This window comes from Arthrobacter sp. TE12231 (assembly GCF_054062895.1).
The window spans coordinates 4082320-4104501 of sequence record NZ_JBSSFS010000001.1; the positions used below are offsets into that span (position 1 = coordinate 4082320).

Below are 22182 nucleotides of genomic sequence, written 5' to 3' on the forward strand. Positions count from 1 at the left end.
TACCCAGGGGCGGCCCGGTGCACGCGATCAGGCCGCGCTCAGGCCGCGCTCAGCCCTCGAACGCCGCCCGGAACGCGGCCAGGGCGGCATCGCCTGCAGCCAGTCCTTGCCCGCCGACGGCGCCGGCTTCAAGGCCGATGACGCCGGAGTAGCCGGCTTCCCTCAGCGCCGCCGCAACAGCGCGGTAGTTGATTTCCCCGGTGCCGGGTTCGAACCGGCCCGGGACGTCGGCCACCTGGATCTCCCCCGTCCACGGCAGCGCAGCCCTGACGAGTTCGATCAGGTTCCCTTCCCCGATCTGGGCATGGTACAGATCCAGCATCATCTTCACGTGGGGATGGTCGACCGCCGAGACCAGGGTGAGGGTGTCCTTGGCCCGGGCCAGCGGGATGCCGGGGTGGTCCAGGATGGTGTTGAGGTTCTCGAGCGCAAACGTCACACCGTGCTTCTCGCCCAGGACTGCCAGGCGTTCGAGGGTCCGGAGGCCGGTCAGCCACATTTGGCCCGTGGACCGGTACGTTGGCCGGACGGCGCGGCCGCCTTCCCCGAGCTCGGCCGGGTGGACCACCATCCGCTCGACTCCGAGTTCCAGCGCGGTGGGAATCAGCTTTTCGGCCGAAGCCACCACCTCGTCGGCGCTTTCGGGGTCGATCAGGCTGCCGCCGAAGTAGCCGCTCATCGAGGAGAAGCGTGCACCAGTCGCGGCGAGGGCGGAAATGTCCCGCCCGCGCGTATCCCAGAGTTCCACCTCGAAGCCTTGACCGTGGATCCGCCGCACCCTCTCGATGAGGTCCAGCTCGCCATAGACCATCTCGGCGCAAACGGCCAGGCGGAAGCTCATTCTCCCTGCCCTACGGCGTGGAGCGCGGGCTCGGCGGCCCGCAGTTCGGCGATCGAGGAAACCTCCACGGGAAGCCCGGTCTCGTTCGAGCGGATCGCCGCGAGTGCCACGGCCAGGGCGTTGCGGGCGTCGGTGCCGCCGGGGCCCGGGGTTCCGGGGGCCGCCTGGTTCCCGCGGCGCGCCTTGACGGCGTCGACGAAGTGGGCCAGCTCCGCAGTGTAGGCATCATGGAAAAGATCCACGTTCAGCCGCACGGTGGAGGAGGCGATGCCGGCCGCGGTGTAGCTCGTCGCGCTGGACGCCTGGGGCCCGCCGGCAGTAACCATGCCCGCCGAGCCAAAGACTTCGCCGCGCACGTCGTAGCCGTACAGGGCGTTGAAATTGGCCTCGGCCACCGCGATGGCACCGTTGCTGTACGTCACCGTCACCACCGCCGTGTCCAGCAGTCCGCCTGCTTTCCGCTCAGGGGCGACCAGCGCGTCGGCGACCGCGTGGACCCGGACCGGCACGGCGCCCGGGTTCAGCCAGTTCAGGGTGTCGAAATCGTGGATCAGGGTTTCCAGGAAGATGGTTCCCGGCGCAATCCGCTCGGGGGCGGCAAGGCCTGCCACGGTGCCCGGATCCCGCGTCAGCGACCGGAGCAGCTGGGGGACTCCCACGGCGCCGTCGTCGATCAGATTCCGTGCCGCGGCGAAGTCGTTTGCATAGCGCCGGTTGAAGCCGAACTGAACAATGACGCCGGCAGCATCGGCTGCATCAAGGGCACCGTCCAACTCCTCAATAATCCGGCCACCCGGCTTCTCGCAGAACACGTCCTTCCCGGCCCGGGCCGCAGCAGCAATCAGGTCCGAATGGAACCGGGCCGGCGCCGCGATGAGGACCGCGTCAATGTCCGGATCATTCATCACGTCTGCCGGGTCCGTGCTGATTTTGCGCACTCCCAGCCGGCCAGCGAGGGCTTCGACCGCGGGGAGGGCGGGATCGGCAATGGCCTCCAGACGGGCACCCGGAATCCGGTGCGCCACGGACTCTGCGTGGAACTTGCCAATCCAGCCGGCGCCGATGAGTCCGACGCGGACGGGCCGGTCGTCGCTGACCGGGTGCTGCAGATAGCTCATGAAAACTCCTAGCCTGGGTTGTAGATCGTTCTAGTAGAACCATGATGTACCTGCTGCCGGTGAATGTCTAGAACGTTCTATAGACTGGTTGAAAGCAAGGAGCAAGAATGACCGAACAGCAGCGCCGCCCCACGCTCATGGACGTCGCCGAGGCCGCCGGCGTCTCACGTGCCCTGGTGTCCATCGTGATGCGCGGCGCCCCGGGCGCGGCCGAGTCCACCCGGAAGAAGGTGCTCGAAGCGGCCCGGGAACTCGGCTACCGGCCGGACAGCCGGGCCCGGCTGTTGCGCAGCGCGCGGACCAGGCTTCTCGGGTTGAGCTTCTTCACGTCAGAGCCGTTCCACGCCGAGATCGTCGACGCCGCCTATGCCGGCGCCGCGGAACGGGGCTACGAAATCGCCTTGAGCGCCGTCGCCAGCGGCCGGCCGGAAACGCGTGCGGCGGAGGCTCTCCTGGATATGGGATGCGAGGCGCTGATCCTCATCTCCCCGACACTGGGCAGCCAGGAGCTCGCCGGGTTTGCACGCCGGGCACCGGTGGTGAGCCTCCTGCGCGACGACGTCGGAGACCAAGTGGACTCCGTCAGCAGCGACAACCACGCCGGCATCCGGCTGGCCGTTGAACACCTCGCCGCCTTGGGTCATCGAAGAATTGTCCATGTCGACGGCGAGGCGGCGGTCTCGGCCGACCAGCGCCGGGATGCCTTTCGCACCGAAATGCTCCGCCGGGGGCTGGAGCCTTTCGTGGTTCCGGGCGGCCTCACCGAGGAAGACGGACTCAGGGCCTGTGCATCGCTCCGGGGCAACCCCCCGTCCGCCGTGATCGCCTTCAATGACAGGTCGGCCCTCGGGGTGATCGAGGGCCTCCGGACCGCAGGGCTGCGCGTGCCGGCGGACGTATCAGTGGTCGGCTATGACGACAGCCAGTTTGCCCGGCTCAGCTACGTGCAACTGACTTCTGTCAGCCAGGACGCGCCCCTCCTCGCCACTGCCGCCGTGGACAGGGCAGTCGAGCGGCTGGCAGGAGCCGACGCCCCGGCTCACCTGGTCAGGACACCGCATCTGGTGGTCCGCAACACCACCGGACCGGCGCGCCCAAGCTGACCCGCCGCCGAATCTCCCCACCCTTAGAGGCACGACGCCGCCAATCGCCGGCGGTTCGGCGCAACACGCCGGAAGGAACTTCCGAAGGCGGGGAAACTCCGACGCCAGCAAGCCGCCACTGCCGGCCTGCTAGTGCCCGGCGCCGAGCTTTCCGGCGAGCCGCTCGCGCATCGCCAGGCTGGCGTCGTTGAGGCCCACCACTTCGACGCTCTTGCCGTGCTGGCGGTACTTCTCGGTAATGGCATCCAGTGCGGCGATCGTGGAGGCATCCCAGAGATGGGAGTCGCGCATGTCAATAACCACGCGGTCAGGGTCCAGGGCGTACTCGAACTGGGTGTAGAGGTCGTTCGAGGAGGCGAAGAACAGTTCGCCGTCCACCTTGTAGGTGGCGAGTTGGCCGCCATCGCCCTCCGCCAGGGACCGCTCCACGGTGACGAAGTGCGCCACCCGCCGGGCAAACAGGACCATGGCGACCAGGACGCCGACGCCGACGCCGATCGCCAGGTTGTGCGTGGCCACGGTGACGGCGACAGTGGCGACCATGACGAGCGTTTCGCTCTTGGGCAGCGCCTTGAGCGTGGAGGGCCTGATGCTGTGCCAGTCGAAAGTGGCAACGGAAACGAAGATCATGACGGCCACGAGCGCGGCCATCGGGATCAGCGACACGATGCCGCCGAGAGCCACCACGAGGATGAGCAGGAAGACGCCGGCCAGGAAGGTGGAGATCCGGGTGCGGGCGCCGGAGGCCTTGACGTTGATCATGGTCTGGCCGATCATCGCGCAGCCGCCCATGCCGCCAAAGAAGCCGGTGACAATGTTGGCCACGCCCTGGCCCCAGGCCTCGCGGGTTTTGGGCGAGCGGGTGTCGGTGATGTCGTCCACGAGCTTCGCCGTCATGAGGGATTCGAGCAGCCCCACGAAGGCCATGGCCAGCGCGAAGGGGAAAATCACCTGCAGCGTTTCGAACGTGACCGGCACACCGGGAAGGGACAGGGAGGGCAGCGAGTCCGGAAGCGCACCCTTGTCCCCCACGGTGGGAACGGCGACGGCGGCCAGGACGGTGATGAGTGTCAGGACAATGATGGCCACCAGAGGCGCCGGAACGGCTTTGGTCAGCCCGGGCAGGCCGAAGACGATCAGCAGGCCTGCCGCGGTGAGCGGATAGACCAGCCACGGGACGCCGATCAGCTCGGGCACCTGGGAGAGGAAGATCAGGATCGCCAGGGCGTTGACGAAGCCCACCATCACGGAGCGCGGGATGAAGCGCATCAGCCTTGCCACCCCGGACAGGCCCAGGATGATCTGGAAAAGGCCGGCCAGGATCACCGCCGCGACAAGGTAGTCCAGCCCGTGGGACTTCACGAGCGGGGCGATCACCAGGGCGACGGCGCCGGTGGCCGCCGAGATCATCGCGGGGCGCCCGCCGACGAAGGAGATGGTGACGGCCATGGTGAAGGAGGCGAAGAGTCCGATCCGCGGGTCCACTCCGGCGATGATCGAGAAGGCGATCGCCTCCGGGATGAGGGCCAGGGCCACCACAAGGCCGCCGAGCACTTCGGTTTTGAGCCGGCGAGGGGACCTCAAGGCGCCCCGGACGGATTGCAGTTGCTCGGGCGTGAAGGCCGGGGCATCTGCGGCAGTTTTGACGGCCATTGCTGGCTCCGTTCGTGGTCAAGAAGGCACAGTCAGCCTTCGGATTTCAAGGATTGTGGGGCGCCGCGCCGCGCCGGAGGGAGTGGGGAGTTCGCCGTCCTGGGCTCACCCACTCATGAAACCCTACCCAAGTAGCCCCGCCGGGGGCGGAATGGCTATAAATCTGACATATTTGTCCACCAGGTGGTCACGAAGTAGCCAGTCCGCGGACGGCGGTGGCACCATGCTTGGATGCTTGAGGCAACTAAAACTCCGAATTCCTCCCGGGACGCGGGCACCGCCGCCGCCGTCCCCCTCAATCCCGCCCTCGCGGCCGAGGCAAAGATCGCGCGCATCGCGGTGACGATCTTCCCCATCCTCGTCGTGGCGGCCGGCGTTGCCGGCTTCCTGCTCCCCGGAGCCTTCAAACCCCTGGCGCCCAGTGTGCCGTTCCTGCTGGGCATCATCATGTTCTGCATGGGCCTGACCCTGACCCCGCCCGATTTCGCCTCGGTGGCCAAGCGTCCCTGGGCGGTGGCCCTGGGAATCGTGGCCCACTATGTCATCATGCCGGGTGCCGGCTGGCTGATCGCCGTCGCCCTGCACCTCGAACCGGAGCTGGCTGTGGGCCTGATCCTGGTGGGCTGCGCGCCGTCGGGCACCGCCTCCAATGTGATGGCGTTCCTCGCCAAGGGCGATGTGGCCCTGTCCGTGGCCGTCGCGTCCGTGTCCACCCTGATTGCCCCGATCGTCACGCCGCTGCTGGTCTTGTTCCTGGCCGGCTCGTACCTGAGCATCGACGCCGGCGGCATGGTCCAGGACATCCTCAAGACCGTCCTCCTGCCCGTTGTCGCAGGCCTGCTGGCCCGCCTCTTCCTCAAGAAGGTCGTGGCCCAGGTTCTGCCGGCACTGCCGTGGGCGTCCGCCGTCGTGATTTCGCTGATCGTGGCGATCGTGGTGGCCGGAAGCGCCAGCAAGATCGTCGCCGCGGGCGGCATCGTGTTCCTAGCTGTGGTTCTGCACAACGGCTTCGGGCTCGGCCTGGGGTACCTGGCCGGCAAGGTGGGGCGCCTTGACGACCGGGCGCGCAGGGCCCTCGCCTTTGAGGTCGGGATGCAGAACTCCGGCCTCGCCGCAACCCTCGCCACGGCGCACTTTAGCCCGCTGGCCGCGCTGCCGTCCGCTGTCTTCTCCCTGTGGCACAACATCTCCGGCGCCATCGTGGCGGCGTGGCTGGCCCGGCGCCCCATCCGGGACGCCGCAGCACCGGAGACCACCGTGCCGGAAGCCGCCGCGCTGAACGCCTAAAGGCGGGGCTAGCTTTACTGCAAGCTCCGCAGCCGGCCGAGCAGCGCAGTGACGGCGCGCTCGGCCAGGGCCTCCGGGCTTTCGGATCCCGCAGGCACGACGTCGTATCCCGCCGGAACATCCGGGATGCCGTCTCGGTTGGCGTCAAGGGCGCCGGCGCCGGCGTCGTCGGTGATGAGCACCTGGGCCACGCCGCGGGCGGCGAGTTCCGCCATGGCTGCGGAGTCTTCGGCGGTCTCGGAGGCGCCCGTGCGGATCACGCCGTCGGCGCCGCCGGCGAGCATGAACTGCCGCCAGCCCCCGCCCAGCAGGACGACCGTCTGGTAGCCGTGCTCCGGCAGGATGGCGGCCAGCAGCGTGGCGAGGGCGCGGTCCCGGGGGTTCTCGAGGTCCGCGATGGCCACGGCCACCAGCTCCGTCCGGCCCCGCCGCATGCCGCGGGCGCTCCGGTTGGCCACGTAGCCAAGTTCGCGGACCGCGGCATGCACCCGGTCCTGGGTGGCCTCGCTGATCCGGGTGGTGCCGCCGGACCGGCCGGACAGCACGTAGGAGACGGTGGTGACGGAGACCCCGGCCGTCTCTGCGACGTCGCGGATGGTGGGCTTGGATCCATGCCGCACTGATGACTCCCGGCTGCTTCTCCGCCGTTTCGTGGCGGCTCCTGAATGCTTCGTCCTAGGGGTAGACCCCATGTGGAACTCTAGCCCGAAGCAACGCTCCCCGGCCCATGGCAGGCTGCGCCACGAGCAAGCAACGCGGAGTCACTTAGTGCCCATCCCGAGGCCCTAGACGGGCGCTAAGTGACTCCACGTTGGGGTTCACCCTGGGGTTTCGGTTGGGGAGGTCCTTGGTGAATGCGAGCGGCCCGATGCTTTCGGGATCGGCGGAGAGGTCGAACTGAGCCTCGTAGCCGGTATTCAGGTAGAGGTGTTTCGCCTCGGGCTGACGGGGGCCGGTGGTCAGGTAGACCCTGCGGTAGCCACGGCGGGCGGCCAACGCCTCCAGCTCGGCGAGGACGAAGCGGGCAAGTCCCCGGCGGCGATGTGCCGAATGCGTCCAGATCCGCTTGAATTCTGCCGTCTTCGGGTCGTGCCGGCGGAAGGCGCCGCCGGCCACGGATTCGCCGTTCTCGCGCACAATCAGAAGGGCCCCGCCGGGCGCGGCGAATTCCTCGGCCGGGTAGCGGTTCAGTTCCTCCGCTGCGCCTCCCTTGCCAAAGAGGTTGCCGTAACGGGTGTCGTATTCGAGCGCGAGTTCGTCCAGGAGGGGTCGGACCCGGGGGTCGCTCATGGGGAGGTTCAGGACTGTCAGGGCTGACTTGTTCGACGGCGGAGTCTCCTCCGGCGGGGTCGGCGGGGTGTCCGCGTTGTCCGCGGGCAAGTCGCGCAAGGGTGAGTCGTCCGGTGGTGACGGAGTCATGGCCGGTCCTTTCCGCGGGCGGCGGCCTGCGGCACCGCGTGGTGGTTGCTGCCGTGGTTGCCCGTATGACCGGCCAGCAGGTTCAGGATGCGCCGGGCCAGGGCGTCGTTTTCGCGGAACGGCGCGGCGTTGCTCTTGGGCCGCGCGAAGCCCCCCGCGCCCCAGCCGGAGGTGCCGGGCCCGACGCCGAACAGCCTCTCGCGCCGCTCCCCGACCGGGCTGATGAGCTCGTTGTGGGCGGACACCAACAGACGCCCCGTCGCGTGGGTGCCGTCCGCGGTCAGGAGCTGCTGTTCGGTGCCGAGCCCGGAGGTGTGCAGCTGGCGCAGCAGCGGATTTGCGGAGCGGACCACCGACGGCTCCGGAAGCCGGGCCTCGATCAGGGCCGCCGCTGACACCGTGATCCTGGACTGCGCCGAGGTGGCAACGAACCGGCCCGAGTACTCCGCGGCCTCGATTTCCAGCCCCGGACCCAGGAACTGCAGCAGTCCGGCCCGGTGGATCGCCAGCATCTCCCGGAGCCTGCGCGGCGGTGGCCCGGAATCGACGAAGCTGAAGAAGCCGTGCCACCAGCCCTGGACCTCGCGCTGCGACCGCGCGTTCAACCGCTCGGACGGAACCAGCCGGCCAAGGTCCATATAGGCCTTGAGCAGGGAGATGAACAGGGCCATCGTCTCCGAATGGTCCGGCCCGGTCCGCAGCTCAAGATCGCGGCCGATGTGAGCGGCCACCGCGGCCTGGACTTCCGCAAGACCAGCAAGAACGCGGCCCTCGAAGGGACGGTCCAGCCGCTCAAGGTCCAGGTGGAGCTCCGCGTCGGGGACGGATTCGACAACGAGACGGTGGCGCTCCCGGCTGTACCAGTCCGCGGCGGAGAAGCGCTCGGCGAATTCCTCCCAGCCGGTCCGGACCCGCTCGGGGTAACCGGTGAATAGCTCGCGGTAGTACGCATAGCCGGCGTCCTTGGCGATCAAAGGCCAGAGCTGGGCGCGGAAGTCCAGCTCGCCGGATGCCTCCAGCAGCGCCTCGACGGCCCCGGCGGTGAAGAACTTGGGCTCTCCCGCAGCGTCACCGCGCAGGGTGGAGGTGATTTTGGAGTGGTAGGGCACGCCGCGGCGGGATCCGGCCCACAACCGCGGCTCGGCACCGGAGGGCAGGTAGCGCAGGCCGCCGTCGGGCAGTTCCTCGAAGCGGCCGCCGCGGCCCTCCATGAGCAGCACCAGCAGGTCCACGAACGCCAGGCCCATGCCGGAGACAATGACGTCCTGCCCGGGGGCGATCGGTGAGTAATCGACGTCGGTGGTGTAGCTGGGCGCCGCGTGGAACGCGCCGTGCCGGGCGGCAAAGCCGGCCCAGGCGGCAGACTCGCGGTCCGGGAGCGAATCGGTGTGCCCCAGGGAGGCCACCACGACGTCGGCGTGCAGCGCCGCGCCGCCGGCCAGCCGGACGCCGTACCCGTCCACGCCAGGGTCGCCCTGCTCCGGGTCTAACTGTCCCGGGTCGACCCGTTCCGGGCCCCCCTGTGAGGGTTCGACGGCGGACGCCGTGTCCCGGTGCACCGTCACGGTGGTCTCCGGTCCGAGGGCAGCAACGGCGCGGCGGAAGAACCATTCGAGGTAGACGCTCTGCAGCTGCCGGGTGGGGAAGGTGGCGCCGGTGAGGGAACCGAGCTGGGCCCGGAGTCTCTCCGGGAGCTCCGGCACGTCCGCGATCGAGCCGTCCAGGACCCCGGCGGCCCATTCGGCCAGTCCCGGACCATCGACGGCAGGTCCCTCGCACTGGACCGAGGCGTCCGTGAACATCGTGACGTCTGCCGCGGTGGAATTGAGCATCAGCCCGGCGTCCTGCTCGTAGCGCCAGATCCGGCCGGACCCCGGCGTGTGGGGTTCCACAACATGGACGTGAAGCGGGCCGGCGAAGAGTTCCTGCCGGTTGGCGGCCAGGCGTTCCAGCAACCCGGCCGTGCGAGGGCCGCCGCCGATGAGGACCACGGACGGGGAATTCGCTGGCATGAGGGCCTCCTGGGTCTGGTTCGGAGCCCTCATGCTAGGCACCCGAAACGGGGCCGGTCGAGGCGCCGGTCACGGCCGTTCACCCCGCGTAACGCGGCGCAAATCGAGGCAATAATTCGTCGTGTGACGCCGTGCGAACCCGCGTGAACGCATGCAACTTGGCGCCTTGCCCGCCGTTTTCGCGCGGCCCTAGATTGGCAGCCAACCGAACCCCCACACCAACTGGAAGAAGCGAGGTGGCGCATGAGTTCAACAGCAACCCCGGTGGCGCAGTCCGCCCCGGAGCCGGCGTCCCCCGGTGCCGGAACCACACCCGACACCACACCCGCCGGATCCTCCGGACCCGCCATCCTGGAACACGACGTCCCGCAACCCGCCGCCCCGACACCCGCCGATCAGCCCGGCACTGGGTCAACGGCCCGCAAGGCCGCCACCGATTACGCCGACTACCGGCTGGTCCCGGCCCGGCACCCGTGGCGCTGGGTCGGTACGGCCGTCGTCGCCTTCGGCGTCGCCGGCATCGCCTGGTCCCTGGCCACGAATCCCCGCTGGGAGTGGGGCGTGGTAGCGCAATGGTTCACCGCGCAGTCGATCGTGAACGGCCTGCTGGAGACCCTCAAGCTGACCGCGATCTCGGGCGCGCTCGGCTTCATCCTGGGCTTCATCCTGGCTCTGATGCGGCTCTCCGCGTCCCCGTTGCTGGTCTCCGTGTCCTGGACGTTCTCCTGGATTTTCCGCTCGACGCCGCTGCTGGTGCAGATGCTGCTCTGGTACAACCTGGGCTACCTCTACGAGAAAATCAGCTTAGGGCTCCCCTTCACGGACGTGCGCTTCTTCGAGGCGCAGACCACCACCCTGATCAGCCAGTTCGCCGCGGCCGTCCTCGGCCTCACCCTGAACCAGGCCGCCTATTCGGCCGAGATCATCCGCGGCGGCATCCTTTCCGTGGACCAGGGCCAGCTGGAGGCCGCCGCGGCGCTGGGCATTCCGGCCTGGCGGCGCTCCACCAGGATCGTCCTGCCGCAGGCCATGCGCGCCATCCTGCCCACGGCCTTCAACGAGGTCATCGGCCTGGTCAAGGGCACCTCGATCGTCTACGTCCTGGCCTACTCCGAGCTCTTCTACACGGTCCAGGTGATCTACAACCGGACCCAGCAGGTCCTGCCGCTGCTGCTCGTGGCCACGCTCTGGTACATCGTCATCACCTCGGTCCTGAGCGTCTTCCAGTACTACATCGAGCGCCACTACTCCAAGGGCGCGGTCCGCACACTGCCCCTGACCCCGCTGCAGAAGGCCCGCAAGTTCCTCGCCACCCACGCACCCGCAACAAGGGAAACCACCCAAGAAAGAGGCACCCGATGAGCACCTCGGTCCTTCCGGCCGCCGGAGCCCTGGAAACGACCGCAGCCCGGGAATCCACCCGGGGCCTCGTTGAGATCACGAAGGTCCGCAAGTCCTTCGGCGCCACGGAAGTCCTCAAGGGCATCTCGCTGACGGTCGAGCCCGGCGGAGTCGCCGTAATCGTCGGACCCTCCGGGTCCGGCAAGTCCACCCTCCTGCGCACCATCAACCACCTGGAAAAGGTCGACGCCGGGTTCATCGCCATCGACGGCACCCTGGTGGGCTACGAGGTCCGGGGCCGCAAGCTGCACGAGCTCCGCGAGAAGGAGATCCTCAGGCAGCGCACCGAAATCGGCATGGTGTTCCAGAACTTCAACCTGTTCCCGCACCTGACCGCACTGGAGAACGTCACCGAGGCGCCCGTCGTCGCACCCCGTGCCGGCAAACCCCGGCTCTCCAAAGCCGAGGCCCGCGAACGGGGGCTGGAACTGCTGGACCGGGTGGGGTTGAAGGACCGCGCCGGCGCCTACCCCCGCCAGCTGTCCGGCGGCCAGCAGCAGCGCGTCGCGATCGCCCGGGCGCTGGCCCTGGACCCGAAGATCCTGCTCTTCGACGAGCCCACCTCGGCGCTGGACCCGGAACTGGTCAACGAGGTGCTGGACGTCATTCGCGAGCTCGCCAACTCCGGCACCACGCTGATCATCGTCACGCATGAGATGGGCTTCGCCCGCGACGTTGCAGACACGGTCGTGTTCATGGACCAGGGCCAGATCGTGGAGCAAGACACACCCGAACAGATTTTCACCAACCCGCAGGAAGACCGCACCCGGAGTTTCTTCTCCAAGGTGATCGAGCCCGCTTTCAACATCTAAGGAAACCCATGGCAATCCGTCCCGCCCTCCGCACCGTCCGCCGTCGAAAGCCCGCGGCGCTTCCCGCCGTCGTCCTCCTCGGAGCCCTGTCCGGCACGCTGGCCCTGACCTCCTGCTCCGATCCCGGCGCTTCCGCCGCGTCAGGCGGGCAGCCCGCGACGACGGCGGCGCGCAACGGCGTCGTCTACAACACCTCGCCGGACCAGCAGCGTATCCGGGTCGGGAAGGACGCGGCCGCGGCCGCGGAGGTCCCCGCGCTGATCGGCAAGGACGGCAAGCTCACCGTCGCCACGACGGCGGGCGCGATCCCGCTGTCCTTCCACGCCACCGACGACAAGACCCCGATCGGGGTGGAGGTGGACCTGGCCCAACTGGTCGCCGACAAGCTGGGCCTGGAGCTGGATGTCCAGGTCACTTCCTGGGAGAACTGGCCCCTGAAGACGCAGTCCGGCGACTTCGAGGCCGTGTTCTCCAATGTGGGCATCAACGCCGCCCGCGTGAAGCTCTTCGACTTCTCCAGCTACCGCGCCGCGTACATGGGCTTCGAGGCCAAGAAGAGCTCCAGCTACAACATCAGGGGTTCCGATGACATCTCCGGCCTCAAGATCTCCGTGGGCTCCGGCACCAACCAGGAGAAGATCCTGATCGCCTGGAACAAGGAGCTGGAGGCCAAGGGCAAGGCCCCGGCGGTGCTGCAGTACTACTCCTCCGATGCCGACACCATCCTGGCCCTGTCCTCCGGACGCACGGATCTGAACCTGGCGCCCTATCCGTCCGTCACCTACCGGGAAAACACCCGCGACGACCTCAAGGTGGTGGGCAAGGTCAACGCCGGCTGGCCGTCCGAGACCCTGGTCGCGGCCACCACGCTCAAGGGCAACGGCCTGGCCCCGGCCATCACGGACGCACTGAACTCCGCGATCAAGGACGGCTCCTACGCCAAGGTCCTGGACCGCTGGGGACTCTCCGAGGAAGCCCTTCCCGAGTCCAAGACCTTCACCGAGGCAAACTTCGGGACGGGCCCCGCAGGGAAGACAGAGACAGGGAAAACACAGTGAGGTTCCAGGTCCTCGACATCATCCCGCACCTGAAAAACCCCGTCACCGGGGAGATCGTCTCCACCGCGGACCGGCTCAACCAGGTGGTGGAAACGGCGCGCCGGGCCGAGGAACTCGGCTACGACAGCTTCTCGGTCGGCGAACGACATGCGGGCGAGTTCATCTCCTCCTCCCCCACCACGGTGCTCGCCGCCATCGCCGCAGTCACTTCCAGGATCCGGCTGCAAAGCGGCGTGACCGTGCTCTCCGTACTGGATCCGGTACGGGTCGCCGAGGACTATGCCACGATCGATCAGCTCAGCCGCGGCCGGCTGGAACTCGTGATCGGCAAGGGCAATGAAGTGCTGCAGTATCCCTTATTCGGCCTGGACCTCGCGGATCAGTGGGAGCTCCTCGCCGAGAAGTATGGCCTGTTGCACCGGCTGTGGACCGAGGAGAATGTCACATGGTCCGGCCGCTTCCGGGCCGCCCTGACCGAGCCCACCACGACGACGCCCCGTCCGTTCTCCGGCGCGCCGCGGGTGTGGCACGGTTCGGCCACCAGCCTGACCTCTGCGGCCCTGGCGGCGCAGTGGGGCGACCCGCTGTTCACGGCCAACGCGATCCAGCCGCGCGAAAACTACAAGGTGCTGATCGACCACTATCGCGAGGAATACGAACGCCACGGCCACGATCCCCGCCACCAGTACCTGGGCTCCGGCTCCGGCGCGGGCGGGGTGTTCATCGCGGACACCACGCAGGAGGCCAAGCGGCAGTTCGGCCCGGTCTACGAGGCCCTTACGACCGGCCGGAACGTTCCCGGGAACAACTCCCCGTACCGCGACATCGACCACGCCGTGGCCGAGGGACCGGCCCTGGTGGGCAGCCCGGAGCAGGTGATCGACAAGATCCTCAGCTACCACTCGCTCTACGGCCATGACCTCCAGTCCATCTCCCTGCCCACCACGCTGCCCTTCGACCAGCAGCTGGAGATTCTGGAGCGGTTCGCGCTCGAGGTCATTCCGGTCGTGCGTGCCGCCGCGCCCACCACACTCTGGGGCTCCGGGGACCCCTACGCGGGGCGTCCCGAGTCCGGCCCCGCCGGCACAACAGGTGCCGAACCCGATGCCGCGGTCCGCGTCGCAGCCGACCACAACACCCACAGGAGCTCGCATGTCTACACCCGCTGATACGTCAGCGCACGCTGAAACCGCCGGCCGCTCCCGGGACGCCGGCACCACGGACGCCGGAAGCACGCCCGACCGGGCGTTCGAGGCCGCGTGGGCTGACTGGCATGCGGTGCACGAACGTCACCGCGCCGATCCCCACGGCTTCCTCGCCGTCACCCATCTGCACTGGCTCGACGCCTCGCCCGCCCGCCTGGACGGCGCGCCCGGCACGTGGAGCATAGAGGACGACGTCGTCCGCCTGGTTTTGGGGGCAGGCGAACGCGTCCTCCGGGACGGGCAGGAGCTGAACCCGGACGCCACCGGCGCCACCGTGTTCCTCGGCCCGATCTCCGAGCGCGAAGGGCTCAACCTGCGGGTGGAGGATGCCGGAGCCGGACACACGGTGATCGAGCTCGCCAAGCGCGGTGGCCGCTATGTGGTGCGGCCGCGGCATCCCCTCAATCCGCTGCTCACGGGTTACCGCGGCACGCCTGCCTACGCACCCGATCCAAAATATTCCATTCAAGGAATATTCGTCCCGTTCGCCGAACCGCGCCCCACTACGGTGGGCGCGGCGGTCGAGGGAATCCACCACGTCTATGCGGCACCGGGCGAGATCCGCTTCCGGCTGCACGGTGAGGACCTAAGCCTCACCGCCTTCAACGGCCACGCCCCGGGCACGCTGTCCGTGCTGTTCACGGACGCAACGTCGGGCAAGTCCACCTACGCTGCCAACCGCTCGCTCACCGTGCCGGCGCCGGGCCCCGACGGGACAGTTTCTCTGGACCTTAACCGGGCCGTGAACCTGCCGTGCGCCTACACCGACCTCGCCACGTGCCCGCTGCCCCCGGCCGAGAACCGCCTTCCGGTGGCAGTTGAAGCCGGCGAACAGATCCCCTACGAACGTCAGGACGCATCATGAGCACTCCTCCCCCCAATGACCAGCCGCGGGGCCGCGGCCTCCTGCTGCTGGAGCTCGACGGCGCCGGCAGCCACCCGGCCGCGTGGCGGGCTTCCCGCCCGGTGCCCGGCGCCGTGCTGTCCCCGGACCGCCTCCGCGGCGCCGTGCTCGCCGCCGAGTCTGCCGGGTTCCACGCCGCGACGCTTTCCGACCCCGGCCTGCCCGACTCCGCCCTGCCAGGGCAGCCCGGCCCGGATGATACCGCCCGGCTCAACGCCCTGCAGCGTGCCGCGTTCGCCGGTCCCGTGACGCGGTCCCTCGCGCTCATCCCGGAAGCGGACACTGTCTACACCGAGCCGTTCCACATCGCCACCCAGCTGGCCAGCCTGGACTACGTCTCAGGCGGACGGGCCGGCTGGCTCGTGGCGGCGTCGCCCAGCGCGGCCGATGCCGCCGCCGTCGGACGGGACACGGTGCGCGGGGTGGGTCTCTCCCGGGAGGCCGCCGATTCGATCGAGGTCAGCCGCCGGCTCTGGGACTCCTGGGAGGACGACGCCGTGATCCGTGACGTCTCCACCGGGCGCTACCTCGACGTCGACAAGCTGCACTACATCGACGTCGACAACGGCAACTATTCCGTGAAGGGTCCGTCGATCATTCCGCGGCCCCTTCAGGGCCAGCTGCCCGTGTTGGCACCGGCCGGCCTTCTCACCCCGGAGGCCGTCGCGGCCGGGGCGGCCGATGCGCTCCTCGTCTCGGCCCCGGCACCCGAGCTCCTCGCCGCCGAGCTCGCGGGGACGCGGGCAGGACTGGCCGGCGGCAGGAGTGAGCCTGCGCTGATTGCCGAGCTCGACGTCGTGCTGGACTCCCGCGGCCAGGCCGCCGCGGACAGGCTTGCCGTACTGAACGGCCACACCGCGTGGGAGAGCCCGCGGGCGCGGTTCGTCGGGACGGCCGCCGAGCTGACCGAGCTGCTCACTGAGGTGCTGGCGTGGGCCGACGGCGTCCGCCTGCACCCCGCCGTGCTGGACACGGATGTTGAGGAACTCTCGCGGCTGGTCCTGCCGGAGCTGCGCCGCCGCGGGCTCCTGGCGCCCAACACTCCGGACGCCACCTTCCGCGAGCAGCTCGGGCTGGCCCGGCCCGCCAGCCGATACGCAGCCACCAGCACTCCGGCGGGCGCCGCGGGCAGCATCTCAACGACCGCCGCCGGCGCGGAAAACTAAGGAGCCCATCATGAGCCACAGCACCTCCACCGAATTCACCCCGTCCGGGCAACTCCAGCTGGGCGTCTTCTTCCAGGGCGTTAACACCGGAACCGTCTGGAAAACAGCCGAATCCGGGTCCCAGACGGACTTCGAATCGTTCCGTCGCATCGCCCAGACCGCCGAGCGCGGCCTGTTCGCGGCGTTCTTCCTCGGCGAGGGCCTGCGGCTGCGCGAGCACCTCGGCCGCCCGCACGCACTCGACGTCACCGGCCGGCCCGACGCGCAGACGGCCCTGGCCGCCCTCGCCGCCGTGACCACAAACATCGGCCTGGTCGCAACCCAGAACACCACGTACAACGACCCCGCAGACCTGGCACACCGGCTCTCCACACTGGACCTGCTCTCGGGCGGCCGGGCGGCCTGGAACATCGTGACCACGGACAATGCCTGGACCGGCGCCAACTTCCGGCGCGGCGGCTATCTGGACCACGCGGACCGGTACACGCACGCCGAGGCCTTCGTCGAAACCGCCAAACGGATCTGGGACGCGTGGGACGACGCCGCCATCGCGGCCTCGGCTTCCTCGGCCCGCTGGTCGGCGGAGGGCGCGGTCCGGCGCGTGCGCCACACCGGCCGGCACTACTCCGTGGACGTCACCCCGCGGCTGCCGCGCAGCGCCCAATACCGGCCGGTGCTGTTCCAGGCCGGGGATTCCCCGGAGGGCCGGGACTTCGCCGCCCGCCAGGCGGACGTCATCTTCTCCGCGCACCCGCAGCTCGAGGACGCCTTGGACTTCCGTCGCGACATCGTGGAGCGCACACTCCGGGCCGGCCGGGGTGCCAATGACGTAAAGATCATCCCCGCCAGCGAGTTCATTCTCGCCGCCACGCCGCAGGAAGCCCTCGAGAAGAAAGCCTGGGTCCGCAGCCTGCAGATCGGCCCGCAGCAGGCCATCGCCTACCTCGAGCAGTTCTGGGGCCGGGAGCTGCAGGGCTACGACCCCGACGGCCCGCTGCCGGAGATCGACCCCGTGGTGGAGGAAACCTCGGAAACCCGCGGCAGCGGCTTCCACGGCGCCAAGGCCCGCCAGCTCGCGGACCAGTGGCGGGCCGAGGCCAAGGAGAAGGGCCTGTCCATCCGCCAGTTCGTGTCGGCCAAAACCAGCCGGGGCGACTCGACCTTCACCGGCTCCTACACCGAGGTGGCGGACCGGCTGGCCGAGTACGCCCGGACCGGCGCCGTCGACGGCTTCAACATCTCCCCGTGGCTCATTCCCACCGGACTCGATGACATCGTCAACCACCTCGTCCCGGAACTGCAGGAGCGCGGGGTGTACCCGACGCAGTACGCTGGCGGCACGCTGCGGGAAAACCTGGGCCTGGCCACGCCGGTCCGCACGGACGCCGCCGTCGAGGCCAGCCCGGTCACGGCCTAAGGGCCCGCGCCCCTACCATCAGGCAGACACAAGTAATCCCCGCCGGAGACGTTCCCGGCGGGGGATTACTTGTCACCATCGATTGCTCCGTAGCCGCCGTTTTCAGCCCGCAGAAGGGCGGTTACGGAGCAATCGACGCTTGGGGCGGCCTTACTTCTTCGGCAGGCCCGCCGGGTTCAGCTCCGACGTCGTGACGGCCTCGGCGGAGAGCCCCGAGCGGTCCAGGATCTTGGCGTAGATGCCGTCCTGGATCAGGTGGTTCAGTCCGGCCTGGGCCGCGGCGGCGAAGCCGTTGTCCTTCTTGGTGGTGACGGCGATGCTCGCCTTCAGCGGCCAGCCGCCGTCCACGAGCCCCACCAGCTTGGTCTTGGCGTCCGTGGCGGCTTTGTAGGCTGCCGTGGCGTTGGGACCGAAGGTTAGGTCCGCGCGGCCGGACTGGAGCGCCAGCTGGGAGGCGGAGTCGTCGTCGTAATACTGGAAGTCCACGGGCTTGAGGCCGTTCTTCTTGTTCTCCTCATCCCAGCGCAGTAGGATCGCTTCCTGGTTGGTGCCGGAGCCGACGATGACGCGTTTGCCCGCGACATCCGGTGCCGACTCGACCTTGGTGATGCCACTGTCCGCCGTGGCGTAGAAGCCCAGTTTGTCCTCGCGATAGCTTGCGAAGTCGAACTTGAGCTTGCGCTCCTCCGTGACGGTGACGTTGGAGAGCACGGCCTCATACTTCCCGGATTCGACGCCGAGCGGCCAGTCGGCCCACGCGGTCGGAACGATGTCCGCCTCCAGCCCCAGGGACTCGGCCAGTGCGACGGCGATGTCCACCTCGTTGCCCACCGGCGTCTTGTTGTCGGTCGCGTAGACGGCCAGCGGCGCCGCGAACGGGCTCACGGCCACGGTCAGCTTCCCGTCCTTCTTGATGGCGTCCGGGACAAGCTTGGCTGCCGCGGCGTCCACTGTGACCTTGATGCGGTCCTGCTGCGGCGAGAGGTTGAACTGCTTGACACCGGAGGAGGACGACGGCGCCGCCGTGGTGCCGCTGGCAGCTGCGGCACCGGGATCGGAGCAGGCCGCAAGACCCAGGAGGGTGCTGGCCGCTAGGGCGACAGTGACACCCGATTTGAATGCAAGACTGGACATGTTTTCCCCTTGAGAGTAATTGTCGGTGGTGCTGGTGCCAGCAACTATCCGGGGCCTACAAAAGCCGGTCAAAGCGCCGTGAAACCGGGTGAAACCAAGGGATACAGGCGGTAACAGCCGTTCATCCGGAGTCCGCTGGCGGGGCCTGGAAGGGCCCAGTGTTACCGCACATTGCACTTCGTGACGCGGCGGGACGGAATTGTTCACGGCGGGGCTCAACTGGCCTAGCCTGCATAGAAGACCGGCAGAAAGACAACGCGACACAGGAGGGGTGAACTTGTCAGTGAGCACGCCGCGCATTGCGCACCGGACCACGCACCGGACCACGCACCGGCTCAGCATCAACGCCCCGGCGGACCTGGTCTTCAGCATGCTGCGGGACGCCTCGCACTGGCCGTACCTCGACGGACTGACGGTCTATTCGGAGCGCGTCAGCGGCGACGACACCACGCACGAGCTCCGAACGTCGGTGGTGTCCAACGGCTCGCTCAGTTCAAGCCACTGCTGGCGCGTCTTTAATGCCGCCCGCCACCGCGCGGAGTTCCAGCAACTGAATCTGGAAGCACCGCTCCAGCAGCTCAGCGGCGACTGGGAGATCCGGCAGGCGGACGGGCTCACGATGGTCACGCTCAATCACGCGTTCGAGGTCGACGACGAGCACCTCGCCGAGCGGATCAACGGGATTATCGAGGACTACGGCCGACGCGAACTCGAGGCTCTCCGGGTCAGCTGCGAACGGCTGTCGCTCCTGCTGCAGCACCACGCCCCGCAGGGACAGCCCGCGATACAGCCCGAAACACATCCCGCAGAGCAGCCCGCGCCCCAATTCACAGCCCAATTCGCGACAGGGGAGGCCTGAATGGCAGAGGACAGGTTTACGACCGAACGGGACAGCTTCGGCCGGCTCCTCGCTGATCGTGAAGTCTGGCGGCAGGCCACCAGCATCGCGGCCGCCGGCGAACTGACCGCCCGCTGGCTCGAGGGCAACAGCCAGTACCAGCCGGGGGTCTTCTCGCCCGGGTTCGACGACGAGACCACGGCCATCGCCGGCGAGCTCGCCCGCCTCAACCGGAACGGGCTCTTCACCAAGGAATCACAGCCGGGTGTGGAGGTCGAAGGACTCGCGCAGCGGGCCTACGTGACGGCGTTCTGCAACCCGGAGACGGCGTCGGCTTTGCTGGCGTTGTCCACCCGGACCGAACTGGTGACGGTCGTCCACGCCCCCGGGGAGGCCAGCACCGCTTCCATCCCCGTGACCGTGCAGGACGACGCCGTCGTGACCGTGCTCGGTAGCAGCGAAGAACCGGTGGGAGAAGACCAGCTCAGGGACTGGGCGGCCGAGACCAACGAGACCCTGGCCCTCGTCCTGGCGGATGCCTGGTACGTGGAAATTTTCGACCCCTTCTGGGGCAGGAACGATGTCCTGCTGCCCGCCGTGTTTGAGGCGCTGCAGTCCGGATAGTCCGCCTGAACGGGCGTCGCTGCGCGGCCACCCGGCGCCGCCAGCCGGCCTCCGTGCGTGCCGGCCTCCGTGCGGGAGAGGTTACATGTCGGCGGCATCCCAGCCGATGCTGGCGGCCTCGTCCAGGGTGCGGGACTCGAAGTGCTCGAGCATGTCCTTCATTGCCTCGACGCTCTGCTTGAACAGGGCAGAATCCCGCCACTGCTCTATCTGTTCCAGGGAATCCCAGGGACCGGTGCTGATGAACCGGTTCTTGACGTCACGGTCGTGCATGAGCACGGCTTTGGCGTTGGGAAAATCTTCCTTGGTTTTCCGGGCCAGATCCCGCCAGGCCTGCACAAAATCGTTCTCGCGGCCGGGATGCACCAGCCAAATTCCGAGCGTGTAAACAGACACGTCGACCACCTCCATGCTCCGTACAGGGTTGATACGGCGATTATGTTCCTGTCCCCCGCACGGCGGTAGGGCCGGATTGCCCGAGGCGTCGCTGCCGCCCGTCAACGAACCGTTGTATGGGTGGGGGCGGAAGGCCTAGCATGTGGGCAGAGCCCCGCTCTGGGGCCAGCCTCGGACCATCCATCGTCGGGTAGCGGGCACACCTGCGGAGGCCAAGATCCTGGGCATCACAGGATAGGGAAAACCATGAGCAAATATCTGTTCGAAGCAAACTACGTGGGCGACGGCATCAAGGGCCTCATGCGTGAAGGCGGCACGAAGCGGCGTGATGCGGTGGTCGAAGCCCTCAAGTCGGTGGGCGGCACCCTCGAATGCTTCTACTACGCCTTCGGGGACACCGACGTCCTCGGGGTCTTCGACATCCCCGATCAGGCCAGCGCCGCCGCCCTGTCGCTCATGATCAATTCCACCGGTGCCGTGAGCCTGACCCTCAAGCCGCTCATGACGCTGGAGGATCTTGACGCAGCAGCCAGCAAGACGCCGTCGTACCGGCCGCCGGGGCAGTAGATCAGCACTGCGGTCCCGCCGCGGCCACCCCGGGACCCGCCCGCGGCGTTGCGGGTCCCAGGTCCAGTAGGCTCGGGGCATGTCACTGAGCAGGTCGCTGGGCAAGCTGCGCGGCGGGGGAAGACATTGGATGCGGGGCGTGGCGCTGCTGTTGGCTGTGGCCGGCGCGGCAACGGCTCTGGCGGCGTGTGAGTACTCGGACGACGTGGGAGATACGACGGCGGCGCCCACCAGGACGCGCCGCGCGGCGCCTCCGCCGCCGTCTCCTGTGGGTCCGGAACTCGCCATGGCGGAGACCCGCAACCTTCACGACCTCGGGGCCGTGCTCGGCGCCCGGCCGGACGGGATCGTCCTGGAAGGCGCTGGCGGGCTCGGCGGCGCCGGGGTGCGCAAGTCGGTCAAGGCTTTACCGAAGGGGACGTACACGGTGACGGCCGGCTGCGTCGGCGCGCCCACCGGCAACATTTCGATTACCCAGGACGGCCTCCGGGACGGCGGGAAGCTCGAGCTGGCTCTCGACTGCGGAAAGGCGACGCAGGCACAGGTGGACCTTGCCGCGGGGCCGGTCTACGCCCAGGCCTATCGGCGCACGACCGGGCCCGGCGCCGGCGAAGTGGCAGGTTTCTGGATGGTCCCGGCCACCCCGGGATCGTAGCTGGATCCCGGCCGGGACCATCCGCGTCACGTCGTCCGCGACAAGACCATTTACTCAAAACCACCGGCTCAAAACCACCGATGATTGGGCGTGCGGTTGCGGGGCCCCTCGGGTGGGTGGAGGGACCCCGCAATGGCAGCGCCGGTGTTTGGAACTGGGTGCTACGTGGCGCTGTTGTATTCCTCGTCGGTGACGAGGTCGCCCCATTCGGACTCCGGCTGGTCGCTGTCGGGACCGACGCCTTCCCACATGGCAAGGTGCGTCATGAAATGATCCGGTGCGGCGCCGTGCCAGTGCCATTCGCCTGGCGGGGTGTAGATGGTGTCGCCGGGCCGTATCACGGTCACTTCGCCGCCGCGGGCCTGGACCAGGCCGATGCCTTCGGTGACGTGCAGGGTCTGCCCGACGGCGTGCGAGTGCCAGGCCGTGCGGGCGCAAGGGGAAAAGTGAACCGCGTTGACGCGCATGCGGGACGGCTCGGGCTGCGGGGCCGCGATGACGTCAAACCAGACGTCGCCGGTGAACATGTGCCCCGGACCCTTGACGCTCGGCTTCTTGGCTTGGATTTCCAC

Annotated in this window: 22 protein-coding genes; 13 read left to right on the forward strand and 9 right to left on the reverse strand. The window is 68.5% G+C overall.

All coding sequences use genetic code 11. From position 1 onward, the window contains the following. Positions 1-49 precede the first annotated feature (49 nt). On the reverse strand, positions 50-841 hold the full coding sequence (locus tag ACVWYS_RS18295; RefSeq protein ID WP_456507758.1) for a TIM barrel protein: 792 nt from the start codon (positions 839-841) through the stop codon (positions 50-52). Continuing rightward, positions 838-1959 carry a Gfo/Idh/MocA family oxidoreductase gene (locus ACVWYS_RS18300; protein ID WP_456507759.1) on the reverse strand — a complete coding sequence of 374 codons (1122 nt, stop codon included), beginning with the start codon at positions 1957-1959 and terminating at the stop codon, positions 838-840. The genes ACVWYS_RS18295 and ACVWYS_RS18300 overlap by 4 nt, the downstream gene beginning before the upstream one ends. 107 nt (positions 1960-2066) lie before the next feature. Between ACVWYS_RS18300 and ACVWYS_RS18305 the strand changes: the two genes are divergently transcribed. Continuing rightward, a complete protein-coding gene (locus tag ACVWYS_RS18305) occupies positions 2067-3062 on the forward strand; it encodes a LacI family DNA-binding transcriptional regulator (RefSeq protein ID WP_456507760.1) in 996 nt (331 codons plus the stop codon). A 129-nt stretch (positions 3063-3191) separates the two neighbouring features. Here the strand turns inward: ACVWYS_RS18305 and ACVWYS_RS18310 are convergent, their stop codons facing one another. Then, on the reverse strand, positions 3192-4715 hold the full coding sequence (locus ACVWYS_RS18310) for a SulP family inorganic anion transporter (RefSeq protein ID WP_456507761.1): 1524 nt from the start codon (positions 4713-4715) through the stop codon (positions 3192-3194). A gap of 231 nt (positions 4716-4946) precedes the next feature. On the opposite strand from ACVWYS_RS18310, the gene ACVWYS_RS18315 reads away from it, so the two are divergent. Further along, positions 4947-6002: a bile acid:sodium symporter family protein gene (locus ACVWYS_RS18315; protein WP_456510208.1), complete on the forward strand. Its 1056-nt coding sequence runs from the start codon at positions 4947-4949 to the stop codon at positions 6000-6002. Between the two features lie 14 nt (positions 6003-6016). Here ACVWYS_RS18315 and ACVWYS_RS18320 read toward each other — a convergent pair whose 3' ends face one another. From ACVWYS_RS18320 to ACVWYS_RS18330, 3 genes are all read right to left on the reverse strand, one after another. Continuing rightward, a complete protein-coding gene (locus tag ACVWYS_RS18320; protein WP_456510209.1) occupies positions 6017-6622 on the reverse strand; it encodes a LacI family DNA-binding transcriptional regulator in 606 nt (201 codons plus the stop codon). 145 nt (positions 6623-6767) lie between these two features. Then, entirely contained in the window at positions 6768-7292 is a 525-nt protein-coding gene (locus ACVWYS_RS18325; protein WP_456510305.1) for a GNAT family N-acetyltransferase, read from the reverse strand. A gap of 125 nt (positions 7293-7417) precedes the next feature. Beyond that, positions 7418-9433, reverse strand: a complete 2016-nt coding sequence (locus ACVWYS_RS18330; protein ID WP_456510210.1) for an FAD/NAD(P)-binding protein — start codon at positions 9431-9433, stop codon at positions 7418-7420. Positions 9434-9676: 243 nt separating this feature from the next. Between ACVWYS_RS18330 and ACVWYS_RS18335 the strand changes: the two genes are divergently transcribed. From ACVWYS_RS18335 to ACVWYS_RS18365, 7 genes are read left to right on the forward strand one after another with little or no spacing between them, the layout of a single operon-like run. Further along, complete coding sequence (locus tag ACVWYS_RS18335) at positions 9677-10795, forward strand: ABC transporter permease subunit (protein ID WP_456510211.1); 1119 nt, start codon at positions 9677-9679, stop codon at positions 10793-10795. Continuing rightward, positions 10792-11646 carry an amino acid ABC transporter ATP-binding protein gene (locus ACVWYS_RS18340; protein ID WP_456510212.1) on the forward strand — a complete coding sequence of 285 codons (855 nt, stop codon included), beginning with the start codon at positions 10792-10794 and terminating at the stop codon, positions 11644-11646. Before ACVWYS_RS18335 ends, ACVWYS_RS18340 begins: the two co-directional genes overlap by 4 nt. An 8-nt stretch (positions 11647-11654) precedes the next feature. Next, the gene (locus ACVWYS_RS18345) at positions 11655-12704 is read left to right on the forward strand and encodes an ABC transporter substrate-binding protein (protein ID WP_456510213.1); all 1050 of its coding nucleotides are present in this window, start codon (positions 11655-11657) and stop codon (positions 12702-12704) included. After that, positions 12701-13873 (forward strand): LLM class flavin-dependent oxidoreductase, encoded by a 1173-nt coding sequence (locus ACVWYS_RS18350; protein WP_456510214.1) that lies wholly within the window; start codon positions 12701-12703, stop codon positions 13871-13873. Before ACVWYS_RS18345 ends, ACVWYS_RS18350 begins: the two co-directional genes overlap by 4 nt. Continuing rightward, on the forward strand, positions 13857-14774 hold the full coding sequence (locus ACVWYS_RS18355; protein ID WP_456510215.1) for a DUF1684 domain-containing protein: 918 nt from the start codon (positions 13857-13859) through the stop codon (positions 14772-14774). Before ACVWYS_RS18350 ends, ACVWYS_RS18355 begins: the two co-directional genes overlap by 17 nt. Next, positions 14771-15979 carry an LLM class flavin-dependent oxidoreductase gene (locus ACVWYS_RS18360; RefSeq protein WP_456510216.1) on the forward strand — a complete coding sequence of 403 codons (1209 nt, stop codon included), beginning with the start codon at positions 14771-14773 and terminating at the stop codon, positions 15977-15979. Before ACVWYS_RS18355 ends, ACVWYS_RS18360 begins: the two co-directional genes overlap by 4 nt. A gap of 10 nt (positions 15980-15989) precedes the next feature. Beyond that, a complete protein-coding gene (locus ACVWYS_RS18365; protein WP_456510217.1) occupies positions 15990-17396 on the forward strand; it encodes an NtaA/DmoA family FMN-dependent monooxygenase in 1407 nt (468 codons plus the stop codon). Positions 17397-17546: 150 nt separating this feature from the next. On the opposite strand, the gene ACVWYS_RS18370 is transcribed toward ACVWYS_RS18365, so the two are convergent. Further along, positions 17547-18530, reverse strand: a complete 984-nt coding sequence (locus ACVWYS_RS18370; RefSeq protein WP_456510218.1) for an ABC transporter substrate-binding protein — start codon at positions 18528-18530, stop codon at positions 17547-17549. A 283-nt stretch (positions 18531-18813) separates the two neighbouring features. Between ACVWYS_RS18370 and ACVWYS_RS18375 the strand changes: the two genes are divergently transcribed. After that, on the forward strand, positions 18814-19389 hold the full coding sequence (locus tag ACVWYS_RS18375; RefSeq protein WP_456510219.1) for an SRPBCC family protein: 576 nt from the start codon (positions 18814-18816) through the stop codon (positions 19387-19389). Then, complete coding sequence (locus tag ACVWYS_RS18380; protein WP_456510220.1) at positions 19390-19992, forward strand: DUF6919 domain-containing protein; 603 nt, start codon at positions 19390-19392, stop codon at positions 19990-19992. It begins immediately after the preceding gene. An 81-nt stretch (positions 19993-20073) separates the two neighbouring features. Here ACVWYS_RS18380 and ACVWYS_RS18385 read toward each other — a convergent pair whose 3' ends face one another. Further along, a complete protein-coding gene (locus ACVWYS_RS18385) occupies positions 20074-20388 on the reverse strand; it encodes an antibiotic biosynthesis monooxygenase (protein ID WP_456510221.1) in 315 nt (104 codons plus the stop codon). A 246-nt stretch (positions 20389-20634) separates the two neighbouring features. On the opposite strand from ACVWYS_RS18385, the gene ACVWYS_RS18390 reads away from it, so the two are divergent. Together ACVWYS_RS18390 and ACVWYS_RS18395 are read left to right on the forward strand one after the other, a co-directional pair. Next, complete coding sequence (locus ACVWYS_RS18390; protein ID WP_091255222.1) at positions 20635-20955, forward strand: GYD domain-containing protein; 321 nt, start codon at positions 20635-20637, stop codon at positions 20953-20955. A 79-nt stretch (positions 20956-21034) separates the two neighbouring features. Beyond that, entirely contained in the window at positions 21035-21610 is a 576-nt protein-coding gene (locus tag ACVWYS_RS18395) for a hypothetical protein (RefSeq protein WP_456510222.1), read from the forward strand. Positions 21611-21771: 161 nt separating this feature from the next. On the opposite strand, the gene ACVWYS_RS18400 is transcribed toward ACVWYS_RS18395, so the two are convergent. Then, a complete protein-coding gene (locus ACVWYS_RS18400; RefSeq protein ID WP_456507773.1) occupies positions 21772-22182 on the reverse strand; it encodes a (R)-mandelonitrile lyase in 411 nt (136 codons plus the stop codon).

Coding starts and splice junctions, on each gene's coding strand:
- ACVWYS_RS18295 (WP_456507758.1), bottom strand. CDS start 841: ATGAGCTTCCGCCTGGCCGTTTGCGCCGAGATGGTCTATGGCGAGCTG.
- ACVWYS_RS18300 (WP_456507759.1), bottom strand. CDS start 1,959: ATGAGCTATCTGCAGCACCCGGTCAGCGACGACCGGCCCGTCCGCGTC.
- ACVWYS_RS18305 (WP_456507760.1), top strand. CDS start 2,067: ATGACCGAACAGCAGCGCCGCCCCACGCTCATGGACGTCGCCGAGGCC.
- ACVWYS_RS18310 (WP_456507761.1), bottom strand. CDS start 4,715: ATGGCCGTCAAAACTGCCGCAGATGCCCCGGCCTTCACGCCCGAGCAA.
- ACVWYS_RS18315 (WP_456510208.1), top strand. CDS start 4,947: ATGCTTGAGGCAACTAAAACTCCGAATTCCTCCCGGGACGCGGGCACC.
- ACVWYS_RS18325 (WP_456510305.1), bottom strand. CDS start 7,292: ATGAGCGACCCCCGGGTCCGACCCCTCCTGGACGAACTCGCGCTCGAA.
- ACVWYS_RS18330 (WP_456510210.1), bottom strand. CDS start 9,433: ATGCCAGCGAATTCCCCGTCCGTGGTCCTCATCGGCGGCGGCCCTCGC.
- ACVWYS_RS18335 (WP_456510211.1), top strand. CDS start 9,677: ATGAGTTCAACAGCAACCCCGGTGGCGCAGTCCGCCCCGGAGCCGGCG.
- ACVWYS_RS18340 (WP_456510212.1), top strand. CDS start 10,792: ATGAGCACCTCGGTCCTTCCGGCCGCCGGAGCCCTGGAAACGACCGCA.
- ACVWYS_RS18345 (WP_456510213.1), top strand. CDS start 11,655: ATGGCAATCCGTCCCGCCCTCCGCACCGTCCGCCGTCGAAAGCCCGCG.
- ACVWYS_RS18355 (WP_456510215.1), top strand. CDS start 13,857: ATGTCTACACCCGCTGATACGTCAGCGCACGCTGAAACCGCCGGCCGC.
- ACVWYS_RS18360 (WP_456510216.1), top strand. CDS start 14,771: ATGAGCACTCCTCCCCCCAATGACCAGCCGCGGGGCCGCGGCCTCCTG.
- ACVWYS_RS18365 (WP_456510217.1), top strand. CDS start 15,990: ATGAGCCACAGCACCTCCACCGAATTCACCCCGTCCGGGCAACTCCAG.
- ACVWYS_RS18370 (WP_456510218.1), bottom strand. CDS start 18,530: ATGTCCAGTCTTGCATTCAAATCGGGTGTCACTGTCGCCCTAGCGGCC.
- ACVWYS_RS18380 (WP_456510220.1), top strand. CDS start 19,390: ATGGCAGAGGACAGGTTTACGACCGAACGGGACAGCTTCGGCCGGCTC.
- ACVWYS_RS18390 (WP_091255222.1), top strand. CDS start 20,635: ATGAGCAAATATCTGTTCGAAGCAAACTACGTGGGCGACGGCATCAAG.
- ACVWYS_RS18395 (WP_456510222.1), top strand. CDS start 21,035: ATGTCACTGAGCAGGTCGCTGGGCAAGCTGCGCGGCGGGGGAAGACAT.